Origin of the sequence: Brachyspira pulli (genome assembly GCF_036997785.1) — a bacterium.
Lineage (GTDB): Bacteria > Spirochaetota > Brachyspiria > Brachyspirales > Brachyspiraceae > Brachyspira > Brachyspira pulli.
Genome location: NZ_JAWLQI010000015.1, coordinates 37,529 through 55,883, shown reverse-complemented (window position 1 = coordinate 55,883; position 18,355 = coordinate 37,529). Strand labels below are relative to the sequence as shown.

15 protein-coding genes are annotated in these 18,355 nt (G+C 26.2%); 7 read left to right on the top strand and 8 right to left on the bottom strand.

What is annotated here, in order from left to right; all coding sequences use genetic code 11:
- Positions 1-22 precede the first annotated feature (22 nt).
- The 3 genes from R4K56_RS05165 to R4K56_RS05155 form a co-directional block, all read right to left on the bottom strand.
- Complete coding sequence (locus R4K56_RS05165; RefSeq protein ID WP_335772004.1) at positions 23-835, bottom strand: pyridoxamine kinase; 813 nt, start codon at positions 833-835, stop codon at positions 23-25.
- A gap of 2 nt (positions 836-837) precedes the next feature.
- On the bottom strand, positions 838-1,062 hold the full coding sequence (locus tag R4K56_RS05160) for a hypothetical protein (RefSeq protein ID WP_297297154.1): 225 nt from the start codon (positions 1,060-1,062) through the stop codon (positions 838-840).
- A gap of 138 nt (positions 1,063-1,200) precedes the next feature.
- On the bottom strand, positions 1,201-2,310 hold the full coding sequence (locus R4K56_RS05155; RefSeq protein ID WP_335772005.1) for a hypothetical protein: 1,110 nt from the start codon (positions 2,308-2,310) through the stop codon (positions 1,201-1,203).
- A 552-nt stretch (positions 2,311-2,862) separates the two neighbouring features.
- Between R4K56_RS05155 and R4K56_RS05150 the strand changes: the two genes are divergently transcribed.
- From R4K56_RS05150 to R4K56_RS05130, 5 genes are all read left to right on the top strand, one after another.
- Positions 2,863-5,499 (top strand): calcium-translocating P-type ATPase, PMCA-type, encoded by a 2,637-nt coding sequence (locus R4K56_RS05150; RefSeq protein ID WP_335772006.1) that lies wholly within the window; start codon positions 2,863-2,865, stop codon positions 5,497-5,499.
- 82 nt (positions 5,500-5,581) lie between these two features.
- Complete coding sequence (locus R4K56_RS05145) at positions 5,582-6,988, top strand: tetratricopeptide repeat protein (protein WP_335772007.1); 1,407 nt, start codon at positions 5,582-5,584, stop codon at positions 6,986-6,988.
- A 123-nt stretch (positions 6,989-7,111) separates the two neighbouring features.
- Positions 7,112-7,690, top strand: coding sequence for an RlmE family RNA methyltransferase (locus R4K56_RS05140; RefSeq protein WP_335756669.1), 579 nt, complete (start codon positions 7,112-7,114; stop codon positions 7,688-7,690).
- 26 nt (positions 7,691-7,716) lie between these two features.
- Positions 7,717-8,139: a SoxR reducing system RseC family protein gene (locus R4K56_RS05135; protein ID WP_335756668.1), complete on the top strand. Its 423-nt coding sequence runs from the start codon at positions 7,717-7,719 to the stop codon at positions 8,137-8,139.
- Between the two features lie 36 nt (positions 8,140-8,175).
- Positions 8,176-8,625, top strand: coding sequence for a hypothetical protein (locus R4K56_RS05130; RefSeq protein WP_335772008.1), 450 nt, complete (start codon positions 8,176-8,178; stop codon positions 8,623-8,625).
- A 42-nt stretch (positions 8,626-8,667) separates the two neighbouring features.
- Here R4K56_RS05130 and R4K56_RS05125 read toward each other — a convergent pair whose 3' ends face one another.
- On the bottom strand, positions 8,668-10,968 hold the full coding sequence (locus R4K56_RS05125) for a DUF3536 domain-containing protein (protein WP_335772009.1): 2,301 nt from the start codon (positions 10,966-10,968) through the stop codon (positions 8,668-8,670).
- A 184-nt stretch (positions 10,969-11,152) separates the two neighbouring features.
- Between R4K56_RS05125 and R4K56_RS05120 the strand changes: the two genes are divergently transcribed.
- Together R4K56_RS05120 and R4K56_RS05115 are read left to right on the top strand one after the other, a co-directional pair.
- The gene (locus R4K56_RS05120; protein WP_335772010.1) at positions 11,153-12,664 is read left to right on the top strand and encodes a DUF4836 domain-containing protein; all 1,512 of its coding nucleotides are present in this window, start codon (positions 11,153-11,155) and stop codon (positions 12,662-12,664) included.
- A gap of 10 nt (positions 12,665-12,674) precedes the next feature.
- The gene (locus R4K56_RS05115) at positions 12,675-13,397 is read left to right on the top strand and encodes a TlyA family RNA methyltransferase (protein WP_335770341.1); all 723 of its coding nucleotides are present in this window, start codon (positions 12,675-12,677) and stop codon (positions 13,395-13,397) included.
- Here R4K56_RS05115 and R4K56_RS05110 read toward each other — a convergent pair.
- From R4K56_RS05110 to R4K56_RS05095, 4 genes are all read right to left on the bottom strand, one after another.
- Positions 13,394-14,587, bottom strand: a complete 1,194-nt coding sequence (locus R4K56_RS05110; RefSeq protein ID WP_335770340.1) for a cyclic nucleotide-binding domain-containing protein — start codon at positions 14,585-14,587, stop codon at positions 13,394-13,396. The two genes, R4K56_RS05115 and R4K56_RS05110, sit on opposite strands and share 4 nt — an antisense overlap.
- Before the next feature lie 51 nt (positions 14,588-14,638).
- Positions 14,639-15,799 carry a cyclic nucleotide-binding domain-containing protein gene (locus R4K56_RS05105; RefSeq protein WP_335760296.1) on the bottom strand — a complete coding sequence of 387 codons (1,161 nt, stop codon included), beginning with the start codon at positions 15,797-15,799 and terminating at the stop codon, positions 14,639-14,641.
- 128 nt (positions 15,800-15,927) lie between these two features.
- The gene (locus R4K56_RS05100) at positions 15,928-17,082 is read right to left on the bottom strand and encodes a cyclic nucleotide-binding domain-containing protein (protein WP_335772011.1); all 1,155 of its coding nucleotides are present in this window, start codon (positions 17,080-17,082) and stop codon (positions 15,928-15,930) included.
- A gap of 91 nt (positions 17,083-17,173) precedes the next feature.
- Entirely contained in the window at positions 17,174-18,328 is a 1,155-nt protein-coding gene (locus tag R4K56_RS05095) for a cyclic nucleotide-binding domain-containing protein (protein WP_335772012.1), read from the bottom strand.
- Positions 18,329-18,355 lie beyond the last annotated feature (27 nt).

Sequence of the window (18,355 nt, the reverse complement as noted above, 5' to 3'; positions counted from 1 at the left end):
TAAAAAATAGTATGTTTAAATGTTAAAGTAAATGAAGTCTTTTTTCTATAGATATTCCATATACTCTGTCATCATTTTCTTTTACAGATAATTCTACAGATTTATATATGAATTTAGTAGCTTTTTCTAAAGCATCTTTTATAGAATGACCATGTAATATATAACCTAACAAAGAAGAACCGAAAGCATCTCCTGTACCGGGTATGCTTATATCTATTTTAGGATAGTAGCTTGTTATAAACTCATTATTATCATAACATAAACAGCCGACTTTATCTTCTTTTGAAACGCTTGTTACTATTACAGTTTTTGGCCCTAATGTAGAAAGTTGTTTAGCCATTTCTTCAACTTCTTTTTCTGTATAACTTTTTGAAGGATCTTTATCTAATAATACAGCTAATTCAGTTATATTTGGAGTTACTATATTAGCATATTTGATAATATCTTTCATAGAGTTAACATGTTCATTTGACATAGAAGGGTAGAGCTTTCCATTATCACCAAGTATAGGATCTACTAAAATAGTATTAATATTAAAATGCTTTATTATATCTATTACTATAGAAGGCTGCTTTCCAGAAGATATCCAGCCAACATAAAAAGCATCGAATTTTGGATTTTTTCTTTTTAATTCATCAACAATTTTTTCTAATTCATTTGTAAGATCAAAAGCACAAAATGAATCAAAAGCAGTATGATTTGAAAGTATAACACTTACAAGAGGAGAAACTTTTATACCAAAATGTGACAATACAGGTATATTAACGGTTATAGAAGCTTTACCATACGAACATAAATCATTAAGAAGAAGTACATTTAAATTTTTATTATACATTTTTATTTAAAAATTATTAGAGATTCGCTATCAGCAAGAACTTTATAACCAGCTACTTGAGCAAAATATGCAAATTGGTCAAGAGTTACATCATATCTGTCTTCTATTTCTTTTTTTGTGACTTTCATTTTTTTACCGCCATACAAAAAAGAATTAAGTTCAAAGCCAGAAGTGCCAAATTTTCTCTCTATCTCTTTTTGGAATGGATTTTTTTTACCTCTTTTCATTATTTTCTCCAAAACAATATCGCATATTATAATATCATATAATTATTTTTTTTCAATGGTAAATTTTTAAATAGTTGTAATTATAATTTGAAAAAAGCCTATACATAATTATTATGAATAGGCTTTTATTTAATTTAATTATTGTTTAATTAATTCAATTGTAGTTCCATCTGGTTTAGTATATGTTGCTTTTGTCTTATCATTGCTGAATACTATTTTATGTTCTTTATTGCCATTTCTTGAAGAATATTGATATATAGTTAATGTATTTCCTACCATTACAGGAGTATAATTATCATATCTTCCAAGTGTAGTTATTTCTATTTTTTCAACTTTAACATTTAAAGTTGTAGATCCGTCTGCAGAAGTATATGTACCGCTATATGTACTAAAAGAATCATATCTTTTCAATGTTTCATACTGTAATTGATTATTAATCCAAGTATTACCGAATATTAATTTATAGTCTGAACCTCCAGCTTTATCATAAAAATGCAATTCCTCTTTTGTAGTTTTACCGCCTGTTTGTGTATATGTTATTATTAATACATTATTGCTTAATTCAACTTTTGAGTAATTTATTTTTAAATTCTCATCTATATATACTTGTCCTGTTGTATCTATAAGTATATAATATTTTTTAGTATTATCATAATCATAATAATAATAGTTTCCTTGATAAGTTATTAATTCTGTTATAGGTTCTCCAATTTTTGTTTCATATCCTACAGCTGGTTTTGCTTCATTATCTTTGTGGAATATTGCATTAGCAAAAAGATATATATTTCCGTCACTGCCGAAATTGAAAGTATACATTTCATCATTCATTTCATATCCTAAATTTGGACTGGAACCTTCTTTTTTACCCTCTATGTATATTTGAAGCTTATTTCCTAATAAAGTTTTCATTGTTGGTTCAACTTTTGTACCGTATCCATTGTATATTAAATCACTATCTATTACATATCTAATGTCAAGGCTGTCATCTTCATATTTTGAATAATAAACTCCATTATGTTTTTTTATATATTCAGATATTTGTTTTTCATCTGTTATTATAACTTCTTCAGGCTTTGGGTCAGGTTGTGGATTAGGATCTGGATTAGGTTTTGGTGTTGGATCTATAAAACTTCCGTCCCCTATATCTGGTTCTTGTTCTTGTATTATTGGAGATACTATATCAGAGGAACATGATATAAATGAAAAAGCAATTATTATTAAAGTTATTAACAAATTTTTAGTATTCATAATTATACTCCTAACATGAATAAATATACTATTTTTGTTATAAAAAGATTAGCTAAAAGATTAAGTATTACAGTATTTTTTAAAAATTTAATAGAGGTATTATTTTGAGATTTCATATTATTATATTAATTTACCTTTTATTATATATTTAAAAGGATATATAAAGTACATTAAAAGTCAATATTTAATATTTATTTTTTATGAACTATAATAGGTTTATTTATATATTTAACTATTTTATATTGTATTATTTAGTGTAAAGATATTAAAAAATATATGTTTTTTTCTTTACAATATATTGACATTATTTTTTTATTTGTTATAATACTTTCATACATAATCAAATACTCATGAGGGAGTAATTGGCGTATCTTACGCGGCAAAGTCAACATCGCAGCTCTTAATTGGTAGAGTTTGGCAAGCCTTAATTAATGAGACTCAAGTATAAATAAATCTTTAAGGATTAGTTTAATATTCTTTAATGATTTATTTATGCATGAGTCTTTTTTTATGCACTTTTTAAAAAAATAATTAAATGAGAGGTAGTTTTTTATGGACAGTTTTTTAGGAAGTAAAGATGATATTCTAAAGACCCTGAATGTTGATCCTAAAGTAGGTTTAACAGAAGACGGCAGAAAGAAAAGTTTAGAAAAATATGGTGCCAACAGTTTTACAAAAGAAAAAGGTGCCACATTACTTCAAAAAATATTAGAAGCATTAAAAGAACCTATGATATTAATGCTTATATTTGCAGGTATTATAGCTATAGGTGTGAATACTGTTGCTTATTTTAATGGAGGTCATGCTGACTTTTTAGAATGCTTAGGTATATTTTTGGCTATAAGTTTATCAATTACTATTACTATAGTGATGGAAGGTAAAAGTGCCAAAGCATTTGAGGCATTAAATAGTATTAATGAAGATATTAGAGTAAAAGTTATAAGAGACGGTAATATAGAAATAATTAATCAGAAAGATTTATTAGTAGGTGATATTGCTTTTATAGAAACAGGAAATAAACTTCCTGCTGACGGAAGACTTCTTGAAAGCGTATCATTAAATATTGATGAATCAGCTTTAACAGGTGAAAGTGAACCCGTAGAAAAAGATGCTGAAGCTTTATTATCTGATGTTAAAACTCCAGTAGCTGAAAGAATAAATATGGCTTATTCCGGATCATTTGTTACTACAGGTAATGGTAAAATGGTAGTTACATCTGTAGGAGATACTACAGAGTTTGGTAAAATAGCTAGAGAGCTTTCAAAAACTAAAAAGACTTCTACACCTTTACAAGAAAAACTTGCTCAGTTAGGTAAAAGAATAGCCATGTTCGGTATAACTGCTGCTGTAATAGTATTTATTATACAGGTAGTTAATTTTATAAGAACAGGAAATGCTAGTTTTGATACTATTTCAGAGGCATTCATTACAAGTATAGTATTGATTGTAGCTTCAGTACCAGAGGGACTTCCAACAATAGTTGCTGTTTCTTTGTCTATTAATATTATAAAAATGGCTAGACAAAATGCATTAGTAAAGAAGATGGTAGCTTGTGAGACTATAGGAAGCGTTAATGTTATTTGTTCAGATAAAACAGGTACTCTTACAGAAAACAAAATGACATTAAATAAATTATTTGCTAATGGTGAATACATAGAGCCTGAAAATATAAAGAATGAAAAGATTATAAAAAACTTTGCTATTAACTCTACAGCAGATGTTGATTATAAAGATGGTGTTGCTAAGTTCTTAGGAAACCCTACAGAATGTGCATTACTTGTTGCTGCTAGTAAATCAGGTTTTAATTATAAAGAAATAAGAGAAAAATCAAAAATTATATATGAATATCCTTTCTCATCAGATACTAAAAATATGACTACAGTTGCTAAAGTTGAAAATGAAACTATAGTATTTACTAAAGGAAGCCCAGAAAAAATAATGGCTATGTGCAGTATCAGTGATGATGAAAAAAAAGGAATTGAAAAAGCTATAGAACAATTCCAAAATGAAGCTAAAAGAGTAATAGCATTTGCTCATAAAGTTGTTTCTGATAATGTTGAAAATATCAGAGAAAAACTTGAAAGCGATATGATATATGACGGATTTGTTGCTATATCTGACCCAGTAAGAAAAGAGGTTTATGATGCGGTTGATCAATGCAGAAGTGCAGGAATAAACATAAAAATGCTTACAGGTGATAATATTGTAACTGCTACTGCTATAGCTAGAGAGTTAAAGATACTTAATGAAAACAGCATTGTTCTTGAAGCAAAAGACATTGATGCTATGGACGATAATACACTAAAACAGAATTTAAGTAAGATATCAGTTATAGCTAGAAGTACCCCTACAGTAAAAATGCGTGTAGTTAATGCTATAAAAGAAATGGGTAATGTTGTTGCTGTTACTGGTGACGGTATTAATGATGCTCCTGCTATTAAGAATGCCGATGTTGGTGTTGCTATGGGTATAACAGGAACTGAAGTATCAAAAGAGGCTAGCGATATAGTTCTTCTTGATGACTCATTTGCTACTATAGTAAAAGCTGTTCAGTGGGGCAGAGGAATATATGACAACTTCCAAAGATTTATACAGTTCCAGCTTACAGTTAACTTAGCTTCTGTAGTAGTTGTTCTTATCTCTACATTAACAGGATTAAAATCTCCATTTTCTGCTATACAGTTGTTATGGATAAACATTATTATGGACGGACCTCCAGCTATTGCTTTAGGACTTGAGCCTATTAGAGATAACTTGATGAAAAGAATGCCTACAAAAAGAAATGCAAGCATTGTATCTAAAAAGATGATATTCAAAATAGTATTTTCAGCTACTGTTATGATTACATTATTTATGCTTCAAAGTAAATTAAATATACTTAATGTTGCTGAAGCAGAACAGTCTACTGTACTATTTGCTATGTTTGTAATGTTCCAGATATTCAATTCATTTAATAGCAGAGAATTAGGATTCGATAGTGTATTTAAATATTTTTTGAATAATAAGTTAATACTTTTAAGTATGGGAGTTACTTTTATATTACAAATATTGGCAACTCAATATGCCGGCGGATTCTTCAATACTGTACCTTTAAGTGTAAATACTTGGTTAAAAATTATTGGAGTTTCTCTAATTGTTATTGCTGTTGCTGAGGTTTTTAAAATATTTATGAGATTATTAAAAAAATAATTTGGATAAATTTATATTAAAATATTGAAAATAATTCCGAATTTATATATAGTATAGAAATTAAAAAAGTAAAGAATAGAGTATGAATTATAGTATTTATATTATAGTATTTATATGTGTATTTGTTACACTATTGCTTATCTTAAGGAAAGTATTATTTGGCAATAAGCATTATAAAGGTTCTGATATGGATAGGGTTGATGACCTTATTGCAGAAGGAAAAAATGATCTTGCTTTATTAAAGCTAAAAGAAGTTTTAGCAAAAGATAAGTCTGGAGTAAAGAGAGCTAAAATACATACTATGATAGCTAATTGTTATGCTAGAATGGAAGAATATTCATTTGCTATAGTTGAATATAGACATGCTATAGATGATGGAGATAAGGATCCGGAAACCATTTTGGCATTAGCCAGAGCTTTATGTAAAATAGATAAAAAAGCTGAAGCTTTAGCTCAATATCTTACTTTATTAAAAATAGAAGATTATAGATTAATAGTTGATACTGAGGTAGGTGCTATATATTATGAAAATAGGCAGTATGATACAGCAGTAAAATATTTTTCTGATGCATTAGATATTCAGCCTAATAATTCGGAAGCTTTAAAATACAAGGCTTTTTGTTTTGTTAATTTAGGTAACTATAATGAAGCTATATCCATGATGAATACAATAGCTAAAAAATTCCCAGATGATGCTGCATTAAATTATAATTTGGGAAGAGCTTATAAAGGCAGAGAGGATTATAAAACAGCTATTAAACATTATGCTATTTCATATAAAGATAAAGAATATTCTGTAAAATCATTATATGAAATGGGTCTTTGTTATATTAAACTTGAGAGCATTGAATCAGCTATAAAAAGTTTAGAAAAAGCTATAAGTTATGAGAGTTATGATAAAGACTTAAATTTAGCAATACTTTATACTCTTTCTGAATGTTATGATATAGTTGGAAATGTTAATAAATCTATTGAGATATTAGAATGTATTATTGTATTAGACCCTAATTATAGAGATGCTAATGAGAAACTTAATAATTATAAAGATTCAAGATATAGTGAAAACATTAAAAAGTTTTTCAAATTGGAGGGAGAAGAATTTATCAATGTTGCTTTAAAAGTTGTAGCAAGTATAGGTCTTATACCTTATTCATTAAAAACTACAGATAAAAAGTATTTGATAGTATTTGCTAAAGAAAGCAATAGTGCACATGCTCCAAAAAAGGTAGTGTATTTTAGAACGTCTTACAGCCCTATATTTAATGATGAGCTTGTATGTTTATATGAATATTCTGTAAGTGCTAATATTCCTAATTCTATACTTATAACTTGTGCTATGGTTAGCCCTGATGCTATAAGATATGCTGCTATGTCAAGAATAGATATAGTTGGTATTAAAAGATTAGAAAATTTAGTAGAGAAAGCAGCTCTCACTAATTTGCCTGTAGGTGTTACAAGGACAGAGGAAAAATTAAATTGGGTATTATAAAAAATAATATTTAATTTTTGATTGATAAAAAAGCAATAGGCTTGAATAAAGTCTATTGCTTTTATTTTTTATATATTATAATATCTAAAACTAATCATAATAAAATATTTAGGTTTGAACTTAATGAAAAAGGTACAAGATTTTTATTTTAAAAAAGCTAAAGAAGAAAATTATAAAGCTAGAAGTGTTTTCAAATTGGAAGAAGCACAAAATAAGTTTAAGTTTATAAAATCATCTGATAGAGTTCTTGATGTGGGCTGTTCTCCGGGATCATTCAGTCAATATATGCTTAATAAAATTTTGAAAAGCGGTTCAGTTGTAGGAGTTGATATACTTCCTAATTCTTTTGCTCATCAAAGATTTACTTTCATATTAGGTGATATAAAGGATATGGATAGTTCTACTTTTGACAATGTTGAATTTGATGTTGTTGTAAGTGATGCCATGCCTAATACAACTTCTGATAGAGAAACTAATCATTTTAGGTCAATTGCTTTATGCAGAGCTATATTTAATTTGGCTAAAGACGTCTTAAAAAATGAAGGACATTTTTTTATAAAGGTTTTTGATGGTAAAGATTTGCAGATGTTCAAAAAAGAGCTTTCTGAATATTTTGAGTCTGTAAATGTATTTAAGCCTAAGAGTTCAAGAGATGAAAGCAGAGAAGTATTTTTATTTTGTAAAAGTTTTAAAAAATTATGATTAAAATATTAGTAGGATAATAAATAATGAAAAGAGAATTTGCTTTAGTATTAGAAACATATAATAATAATATAGCCAAAGTTGAATTACAAAGAGGTTCTAGTTGTGATGGATGCACTATATGTTCAAGAGGAAAACCTATTGTATTAAGGGCTTTTAATAAAATAAACGCTAATAAAGGAGATAGTGTAGTAATTGAAGTTGAAGAATTGAAAAGGGGTACTAATTTCTTTGTTTATGTTATTCCTTTGATATGTCTTATAGCAGGTTATTTTATAGGGGAGTTAGTATCAAAACTTATTAATATTTCACACAATCTTGGGCCTATATTTTCATTCATTGTCTTTTTTATATATGTTATTTGGGGAATACAAAAATTGAAGAAAGACAATAAAATAATAGCTAATATTATTTGTAAGAATGACGTTATAAAAGATAATAAAGAATAATTTTGTACAAGTTTTTTAATAAAGGTTTTTTATATTATGAAAAGAATAATACCTACTACGATTATAATTGTAATTGCGGCAGTTGTAACATACCTTTTTGTTGCTAAGGAAAAGCCATACGATGAGCTTTATACTATAGGAGTTGATGCTGTATCTTCAGTTAATAAGGTTACAGGTTTAAAAGTGCATCCTAGAGAAGATATTTCAGAAGGCGGTGATATAAAAATATTAACTTTTCATAATGTAGATGATGTTATGAGTTATAGTGTGAAATATGCAAACTACTTATGGAAAAATGAAGGCTATTACATTACAACTAATTATAATTTTGGAAAGTCGCCTGATGGAAAAATAGAGCTTGCAAAAAATTCTGCAGATAAAGGCAGAGTTATTAGAATAAATGTTGATTGTTATACTAATGATTCTTTTTCTGTTGTTATAAGTTTAATTAATGGAAGTTTAATGATTAGAAATACTAATGAGTAATAATTTTTTTATTTATTATTACTCATTAGTTATATATGAAATTTAAATATTATCCATATTGAAGTTAAGCCATGCACCTAATTCTTTAAATGACTGTTTTTCTTCGTCGTTATTGAATTTTATGTAACCGCTTCTATATTTTAGAAGTATTTTATAGAATATATTTTCAAATGTATTTCTGTCTATAGGCATATCGTTATTAGATAAGAATTTAATATCTCTAAGAAGATCATATATGATTTTAGCATTTCCTGTTTCATATAAATCATTCAAGGCATTTTTGATATTATCACCTATCAAACTAGATATACCGCTGTTTGAAATAAATATACCAGCATTTCTAGCATCTTTTAAATTTTCAGATACTTCATCGTAAGCATCTCTGCCTCTATCAGTTATTTTTTCTCTAAGTATAGGAGATGCCATAGCACCCATTATTCTTCTATAGTCATAATCTGGTGTTATGCTGTTTAAATTGAAATATGTGAATAATTTTCTATACTCAGGATATATTTGATGCATTAACATATCAAGTTTTTTTATGTCTTCTTCAAATAAACTATCAGCCAATTTATCTCTTATATCAGAAGTTAAATCTTTTAAATACATTGTATATGCTGTGCTTTTATCTAAAGTTTCATAAGATTCAGAAATTTGAATTTGGTTTTTAAATTCATGATTTTCATGAAGCATGTTAACTCTAAAGTATATATTAGCATCTATATTATCTATTAATATACCTTCAACATAATGCTGATCTATTTTTGTTGATTTTATTTCATGTTTAAAAATATTTATATCACTATCTTTATAATTGCTTGATATGAGATTAAATATAAAATAGTTTATTACGTATAGTTTAGTAAATACATCTACTTTTGCTTCTTTTTCATAAAAATATCTTGCAGTATGATGTTCTGGTTTATTGCTTATAGATCTTTCTAAAGCTGATAAAAATTCCTTATGAGCTTCATTAACAAAGTCTACATTTTTATCTTTTACTAATAGTCTTGCATAGTGGAAAGACTGTTCTGCATACTGCATATTTTTTATAGGTTCTAATCTTGATACATCTTCAAAGAACCAACCGCAGGAAGTATAAGCAAATAAAGAATATTTATATGATTCCATTAAAAATACAAATTCTTTGAATGATATATATTTACTGCATATTTCGTATAAATCTTTAGCATCTAAATCATTATACATAGCACGTACATATTCTTCTCTTAAAGAATTTCTAGTTTCATCTGTAAAGTCTAAGAATGTTTTAAATAGTTTATCCTGCATTTTTCTCAAGATATCAAATGCTTCACGTAAAGGGCCTCTCCAAGATAAATCGCATCCGTCCCAACCGCCGCAGCCGCAATTACTTCTCCATCTTTCCACACCATGTGAACAGCTCCAAGAAGTTCCTCTTCCGCCTTCACCATGATGAAGTATAACTTCTTCCATAGGAGGATACATACTTAAATAATGTTCATAGTTTGTCGGAGTAATATTATCATAATAAACATTTTCTTTAAAATATCTTGCAAGACACATATCAGCAAATGGTTCATGGTGTCCGTAGCTTTCTCCGTCAGTTGCTATATTAACAAGTCTTCTTTCTCCATAAGCATTTCTTATTCTTTCAGCAAGTTTATCAGAAGATGTTAATAAATGTTCAAATGCTATAGCTTGAGAAATATAAGGATCATAGAAAAATACTGCAACTCTTTTTCCATTATGTCCGTATAACCAATAAGGTTTTGAAGTATCTATTTTTCCGCCTGAAACATCTTCAGTTGTGATATTTTTTACATAATGAGCTTGATAAGGAGATAATATAGTAAATTTGACTCCGCAGTCGTATAAAGCATCAACTACATCTAAATTGATAGCCGTTTCTGAAAGCCATATTCCGCTGGATTTCCTTCCAAAATATTTTTCAAAATTATAGAGTCCCCATTTTATTTGAACTCTCATATCTTCTTTTTTTGCTAATGGAAGTATTATATGATTATATACTTGAGCTATGGCATTACCATATCCAAGTCTTTCTCTACTTTTTTTATCAGCTTCTATTATTCTGCCTAATAAATCGGTTCTAGTTCTTGCTATATAATCAAGCAGAGTGGGGCCGAAGTTAAAACTAATATATTCATAATTATTAGACATATCAAGTATTCTGCCGTATCCGTCTAATATTCTTGAGTAAGCATTAGGACTGTAACATTCATTAGTAATTCTTTCATTCCAATCATGAGCCGGAGATGCACTAGCTTCTTTTTGAATTTCTCCTAAAAAGGGATTTTCTCTAGGAGGCTGGTAGAAATGTCCGTGCAATATCAAATATCTCATATTATTTCCTATAATCTAATAAAAATATATTCGATTATAAATAATTTAATGATATTTGCAAGATTTTTTTATGTAATATTATGATTTTTTATTTCCAAATTTATTAACAGATTTTGTTAATATACTTGACATTTAATTACAGTCTAATATAATATGTAATAATTATAAATTTAAGGAGCCATTGATGAAAAGGGTTGTATTAGTAGCATTATTATTTTTATTGACATTGAGCACTTTTACATACGCTGTAGATAAAAAATATATTCCTAATAATGTTGATAGTGTTGTTTCTCTTAATGCTGAATTATTATCGCAAAAAGCTGAAATTGATTTACAACAAATTCTAAATCAATTATTTATGCAAAAATATGCTGATAATTTCTTAGAGTATAGAGATGATCCATTTGTTGCAGAAGTTATGACAAATAAATTGAATGAATACATTGATTTTTCTAAACCTGCTAAAGTAGTTTCTTTCAATGGTTATCAGCAAATGTCTGTAATATTAGATGTTAAAAATATTACTGAGTTAGATAGAGTAATGATAAAAATAGCTAGCCAAGAAGATAAGCTTGTAGCTTTTTCAGAGAATGCTGAATACAGATACATAATGTTAGATGAATACAATTTAATTTCTTGGAATGATGAAGTTTTTACTGTTACTTTGAAATTAAAAGGCAGTTATTGGTATGATGAAGAATTAAATAAAGAAGATATAACTTCTATAGCTAATTATATATTTGTTAATAATACTCCTTTAGAAGATGAAAAATTTCTTTCATTAGAAAATGAAACTAATGATAGTTATGCTTGGGTTAATTTGTCTATATTGGCTGATGAAAATGCCAGCTTTTCTAAATTCTTATTGGGAAGAAGTTATGACAGCATACCAAAAGAAAGTTATAAAGATTCTATTATAACTACAAAAATAAATTTCACTAATGGCGAAGCTGAAATGATATTTGATAGTTATGCACCTAATTATCCTTATGATATAACATTATTGAAAAAACAATTAGCTGATAATATATATGGATTTGTTAACGGTGAAAATAATTATGGTTTCTTATCTTTATCTTTAAATACTAAGGAATTAGCAACTCATATGAAAAATGTTTTTTCAAATATGAGAGGTTTTAGTTTAGCTGAAGATTTGAAAACTTTAGAAAAATATGGTGTAGATGTTTATAAATTTATAGAGATATTTGGAGGAGATATATTCTTCTCAGTTTGGGATAATGGCGAAGGCGATGAAAATATGCCTGCTTTATTATTTTCAGCATCAATAGCTGATGTTGATATGGCTAAAATAATATTAAAAGCTTTATCTGATAGTATTAATAATGATATTTATATTGTTGATGGTTATGTATGTTATATAAAAGACTCTATATTATATGCTTCAGATAGTGAAGATGTTATTAATTCAATAATAAATGGCGAAGCTCCAGCTACTAAATTAGATGAAAATAAACTTAATTTAGCAAAAAATAACACTATGTCTATATATTTAGAGTTTAGTCCTAATTTATCTTTATATGGTGTTGGTGATGAGTATACTGAGGCTTTTGAATCAATGTACTTTACATCTAATATATTAGAAGCTAATCATACACAGATGATTTTAAAAGTTACTACAAGAGATAAAGAAAGAAATTCTCTTGCTGTTATGAAATCATTTTTCGGACTTGAGTAATTAGTTGCAAATGAGATTAGATGAGTATGTTCACCAAGAAGGATATACAGAAAGCAGATCTAAAGCACAAGATATAATACTTGCAGGGTGCGTATTTGTTAATGGAGTTAAAGTTACTTCTAAAGCACAGAAAATAAAAGATACTGATACTGTAGAAGTTGTGCAAAATATCAAATATGTATCCAGAGCAGGTGATAAATTGGAGAAAGCTTTTACAGAATTTGGTATTTCTGTAGAAAATAAAATATGCTTAGATATCGGAGCTTCTACAGGCGGTTTTACAGATTGCCTGCTTCGATACGGAGCTAAAAAAGTATATGCTTTAGATGTTGGACATAATCAGCTTGTATATAAATTACGTAATGATAGTAGGGTAGTATCTATAGAAGATTTTAATGCCAAAGATATTAAAAGAGAAATGTTTAATGATATTATTCCAAGTGTTATAGTCAGTGATGTTTCTTTTATATCAATATCAAAAATAGCTCCTGTAATATATAAAGAATTATATGATTTGGAATTCTGGGTTAGTTTAATAAAACCGCAATTTGAAGCAGAAAAAGGCGATGTTTCAAAAGGCGGTGTTATTAAAGATGATAATCTAAGAGAGAAAATAGTAAATACTGCTGTAGAGCGAATTGTTTCTTTGGGGTTTACTGAACTTCACAGAACAGTATCCCCAATAAAAGGCTCTAAAGGAAATATAGAGTATTTATCACACTTTATTATTTAATTATTTTCTATTTTGTATGAGTTTCTTTGTTTATATATTTCATATTCTTTATAAAAGTCATCTATATTATTAATGGCAATATACTCTCCATCTAATATAGTCAATCCTTTTATTTTTGATATTTCATTTTCTATATTAGGATTATATTCTACTCCTATCATAGTGCATATATCATTTATATTGTAAGGGAATTGAATTTTATTTAGTGTTTTAAACAATAACTCATTTTTTATTAGTGCTTCTATTATAATAACAAATTTACTTACAATATTATTGGCATTGAATGCTCTTATTCTTGATATTGTACTATATATACGCATACTCATCATTTTTACATAATAGAGTCTTAAAGTTTTATCGTATTGTACTAAATTCATAGCATCTTCTTTTTTTATTAATTCTATAATTGAGTCTTGAAGAATTATAGCCGTTGTTGAAAGTGATTTATTTTTTGTAACAGGAGTATATCCATTAACAACATCGTTAGTTGATAAAATTCTTCTAGTTACAAGTTTTGAATCGAATATATTGTATATCCCAACTTGTCCATGTTTTATAACATATAAATTATCAGTTCCCTGAAGTTCTGTATAAAGACAAAAACCTTTTTTATATTTATAAATATTGTTATCTAGCTTTTCAGGTTCTTCAGCAGGCTTTACTTTTTTTAATATATCATCAATTTCTTCATTTTCAATATATTTCTCAGGGTGTAATTCTTTATATTTATTATATGTTTTGTATACTACATCATCATAGCCGCTTTTAAAATATATTTTTAACATTTCTAATATATTATGTTTATGGCTATGATTTCCATAATAAATTTTATTTTCCTTGTGTAGGAAATAATAATATCTTTTTAGCCATCTTTCTATATTAATCATTAGATAATCATATATTTTATTTATAAGACTTAGATTATCAATTTTTTCTATTTCATTGATATTTAATTCAATGACTTCAACATCTTCTAAAGCCTTTACTGTAGAGAAATATGGTTCATTTAATACAGCATTGAATAAGCCTATGATTTCTCCTTCATTATATTTTATAATAAAATTATCAGCAAAGTAACTGTAAACGATTACACTTCCTTTTTTAATTATATAGAATGTGTATTTTGGCTCTTGACCTTCTATAAATATAGTTGCATCTTTATTAAATTTAATAGTATTGTATTTTAGCATAAATAATCCATTGAGTAGCTTATAAATATTTTAATACATTTATAAACTATGTCAATAATTATTTTTTTGATATTCATGATATTCTTTAAAGAAATTATTAATATTTGTGATTTTTATGTTTTGATTTTTTATTAATTCTATAGAGTTGATTTTTCTTATATTGTTTATGATATCTTCTTCTGTTAAATTAATAGATTTTTTTATGTCTTTAACTGTATGAGATAATAAAATACTTTCAGGTTCTTCAAATAATATTTCGATTCTTAATATAGAATATATTACCATAAAAATTTTAAGTACTATATTTTCTTCTTCCATTGATTTCATTTTTAAAAGTATAGTAACAACCTTTACAGCCATCATTTTTATATTATATGCTCTTAATTGCTTATCTTTTATTAGCATTTCTAAAAATTCTTCTTTACTTATGACTTTTACATAAGTAGTATCTATAGCTATAGCTGAAGTTGATAACGGTTTATATTCTAATTTTGGCTCATACCCATTTAATATGTAATTTTTTTTATATACATCTTTTAATAGAAGTTCTCCATTTATTATATTATATATTCCTACTTTACCAGACATTATAATATATAAATTATTACTTGGTTTTAATTCAGTATAAAGACATGCACCTTTTCTGTATAAAAAAATATTATCACTAAATTTTTTTGGAAGAGGCATTGGAGTTAATTTTGAGAATTCTTTTTTTGCTTCTTCTATGTTTTCAGCATAATTCATGAAATCTTTTATGTATTCATCATATAATTTATATGCTGCATCATGAAAGCCATTTTCTAAATATATATTTGCCATAGTAAATAAACTTTCTTTATAGTATAAATCTACTTTGTTTTTTACTACCATAATATAATACCTTGATAGCCATGTTTCTAAAGTTGTGTTAAAATAATCATATATCTTTTTTATTAAATCAATATTTGTTAAATTTTTTATATCTGATATATTTAGTTCAATAACTTCAACATCTTCAACGGCTTTTAATGTAACGAAATAAGGTTCATTAATAGCTAAATTTACTAAACCGATAATAAAACCAATATTATATTCTCTATTATAATTTTTTGAATGGTTTGAGTATGATATGACTTTTCCTTTTGTTATTATGTAAAATACATCAAGCGGATAATTGCCTTCTTCATATATCAAAGAGTCTTTTGGAAATCGTATCGTTCTGTAATTGTTCATCTCTAGTAAATCATTATATAATTATCTTTTCACGATTTATTATAATAATTTTTTGAAAAAATACAATCAATTATTTTAGCATATTATTATTTTTCAATTTTTATTGGTTTTTAATCAAATATTTTTTATTATATTATATATTTTTTGTATTCATCGAAATAGCTTTGGAAATTAGTGATTTTTATATTATTAGAAGCATCTACTTCTACATATTTTATTTTATTTAATGTTAATATTATTTTATCATTTTTTATATCTAAATTAAGTGTATTTTTTAAATCATCTATTGTATAAGATAGTTTTACTACTTTAGATTTATTAAATAATGTTTCTATTTTCAGAATAGAATATAATAATATTATCAGTTTTATATCTAGTTTATCTGTATTAATTGCTTTAATTTTTAAAGTAGCATTATTTATTTTTGTTGCTGTTATTTTTATATAATTAACTCTAAATTCAGGATCTGTATTGATTATATTTATTAGAGTTTTTTTATTAATTATTTCTATTACAGAATCTTCAAGTATTATTGCTGTTGTAAGAAGCGACTTATATTCCAAAACTGGCTGATAACAATTAATGACATATCCGGCAGGATAAATTAATCTTACTGTTTGTTTTGAATTTACTATACTATAAATACCTATTTTACCAGATTTTATAATATAGATATAATCATTCGGATCAATCTCAGAATATAGACAATATCCTTTTTTTATTCTATATACATTATCTGAAATTTTTTCAGGTTTTTCTACTGGTCTTATATGTATAATTAATTTTTTAGCCTTATCTATATTGGTATCATCTTTAAATGATTTTATACAAGTACTACATATTTTATAAGTAGCATCTTTAAAATTATTGTCTTTATAAATATTGGCCATAGTTAATATATCTTCTTTATTATATAAATCTACTTTATTTTTTGTTATTTTTGCATAATATCTGCTTAGCCAATTTTCTAGTATAAATGATAAATAATTAGAGATTTTATTGATAAGATTATAATTATCTATTTTGTTTATGTTTGCTATTTTGATTTGTAATAATTCAACATCCTCTAATACTTCAACAGTAGAATAGTAAGACTCATAAGTTATAGATGAAATTAATCCTATAATATCGCCTTCTTTGTAAGTATTTGTGTAATTTTCACAAAAATGATTACGGGCTAATACTTTTCCGCTAAGTATTATATAAAAATACTCTTTAGACATTTCACCAGCTTTAAAGATAATGGTACCTTTATTAAATTTGACTTTTGCGTATTGTTCCATAATATTCTATTATTGATGATATATTATAATTATAATGTACAATATAATTATGTCAACTATAAAATATATACAAAATCAATTTTTTCATTCATTATAATGTGTAGCTTTCATATTCTTTAAAGAATTTTTCTACATTATATATGGTTATATTCTTGTAATTATCCAATTCTACATATTTTATCTTTTCTAATATTAGATATACTTCTTTTGGATCTATTTCCACATGCAGCATATTGGTTATATCTTCTATTTTATATGATGATTTTACTGATTCTTGTTTTGTGAATAAGGTTTCTATTTTTAGAATTGCATATATTAGTACTATTAGTTTATCTTTTATTGATATTTTATTTAAAGCTTTAATTTTCAGTACTACATTAATGATTTTTATAGAACTCATTTTGATATATTGTATCCTATTTTCTACATCATTATATAGTCTTTTTATTAAATCTTCCGGATTTAGAATTTCTATAACAGAATCTTCTATTGCTATTGCAGTTGTAAGTAACGGCTTATACTCAAGTACAGGATTCCCTCCATTAAGAATATATCCAGCAGGATAAATAGCTCTGGCAATAAGTTTAGAGTCTAGTACAGTGTATATTCCAACTTTTCCAGATTTTATATAATATATTTTTCCAGTGCCCTCTAATTCAGAATATAGACAATAACCTTTGTTCATTTTATAACAGTTTTCTTCTACAAGAGTAGGTTTTTTGGCATGCCCTATATTTTGCATGAATTTTTTAACCGCTTTAATATCGTAGGCTTCCTCATATAATTTTATATAGTTTGAACAAAGTTTATAGCTAGCATCTTCAAAATCATTCTTTTTATATATTTTAGCGAGAGTTAATATATCTTCTTTATTGTATAAATTAATTTTGTTTTTTGTGATAATAGAATAATATTTACTGAGCCAAGTTTCTAATATGAAAGATAGGTGATTTGATATTTTTCTTATTAGATGTTTGTTATTTATTTTACTTATGTTTTCTATTTGTATCTGCCACAGTTCCGTATTTTCAACAGTTTCCATATTCGAGTAATACGATTCACCCGTAATGGCCTGCATTAAACCAACTATATTTCCATCATTGTACATAATGGTATAACCTTCACAAAATGCATTATAAGATGCAATTTTTCCCCGAGTTATTATATAGAAATAGTCTTTTGCCTTATCGCCATTTTTAAATATTGTAGTTCCTTTTGGATATTTAATTAATTTGTATTGTTCCATACCTAATATATGTTTATTAATATAATC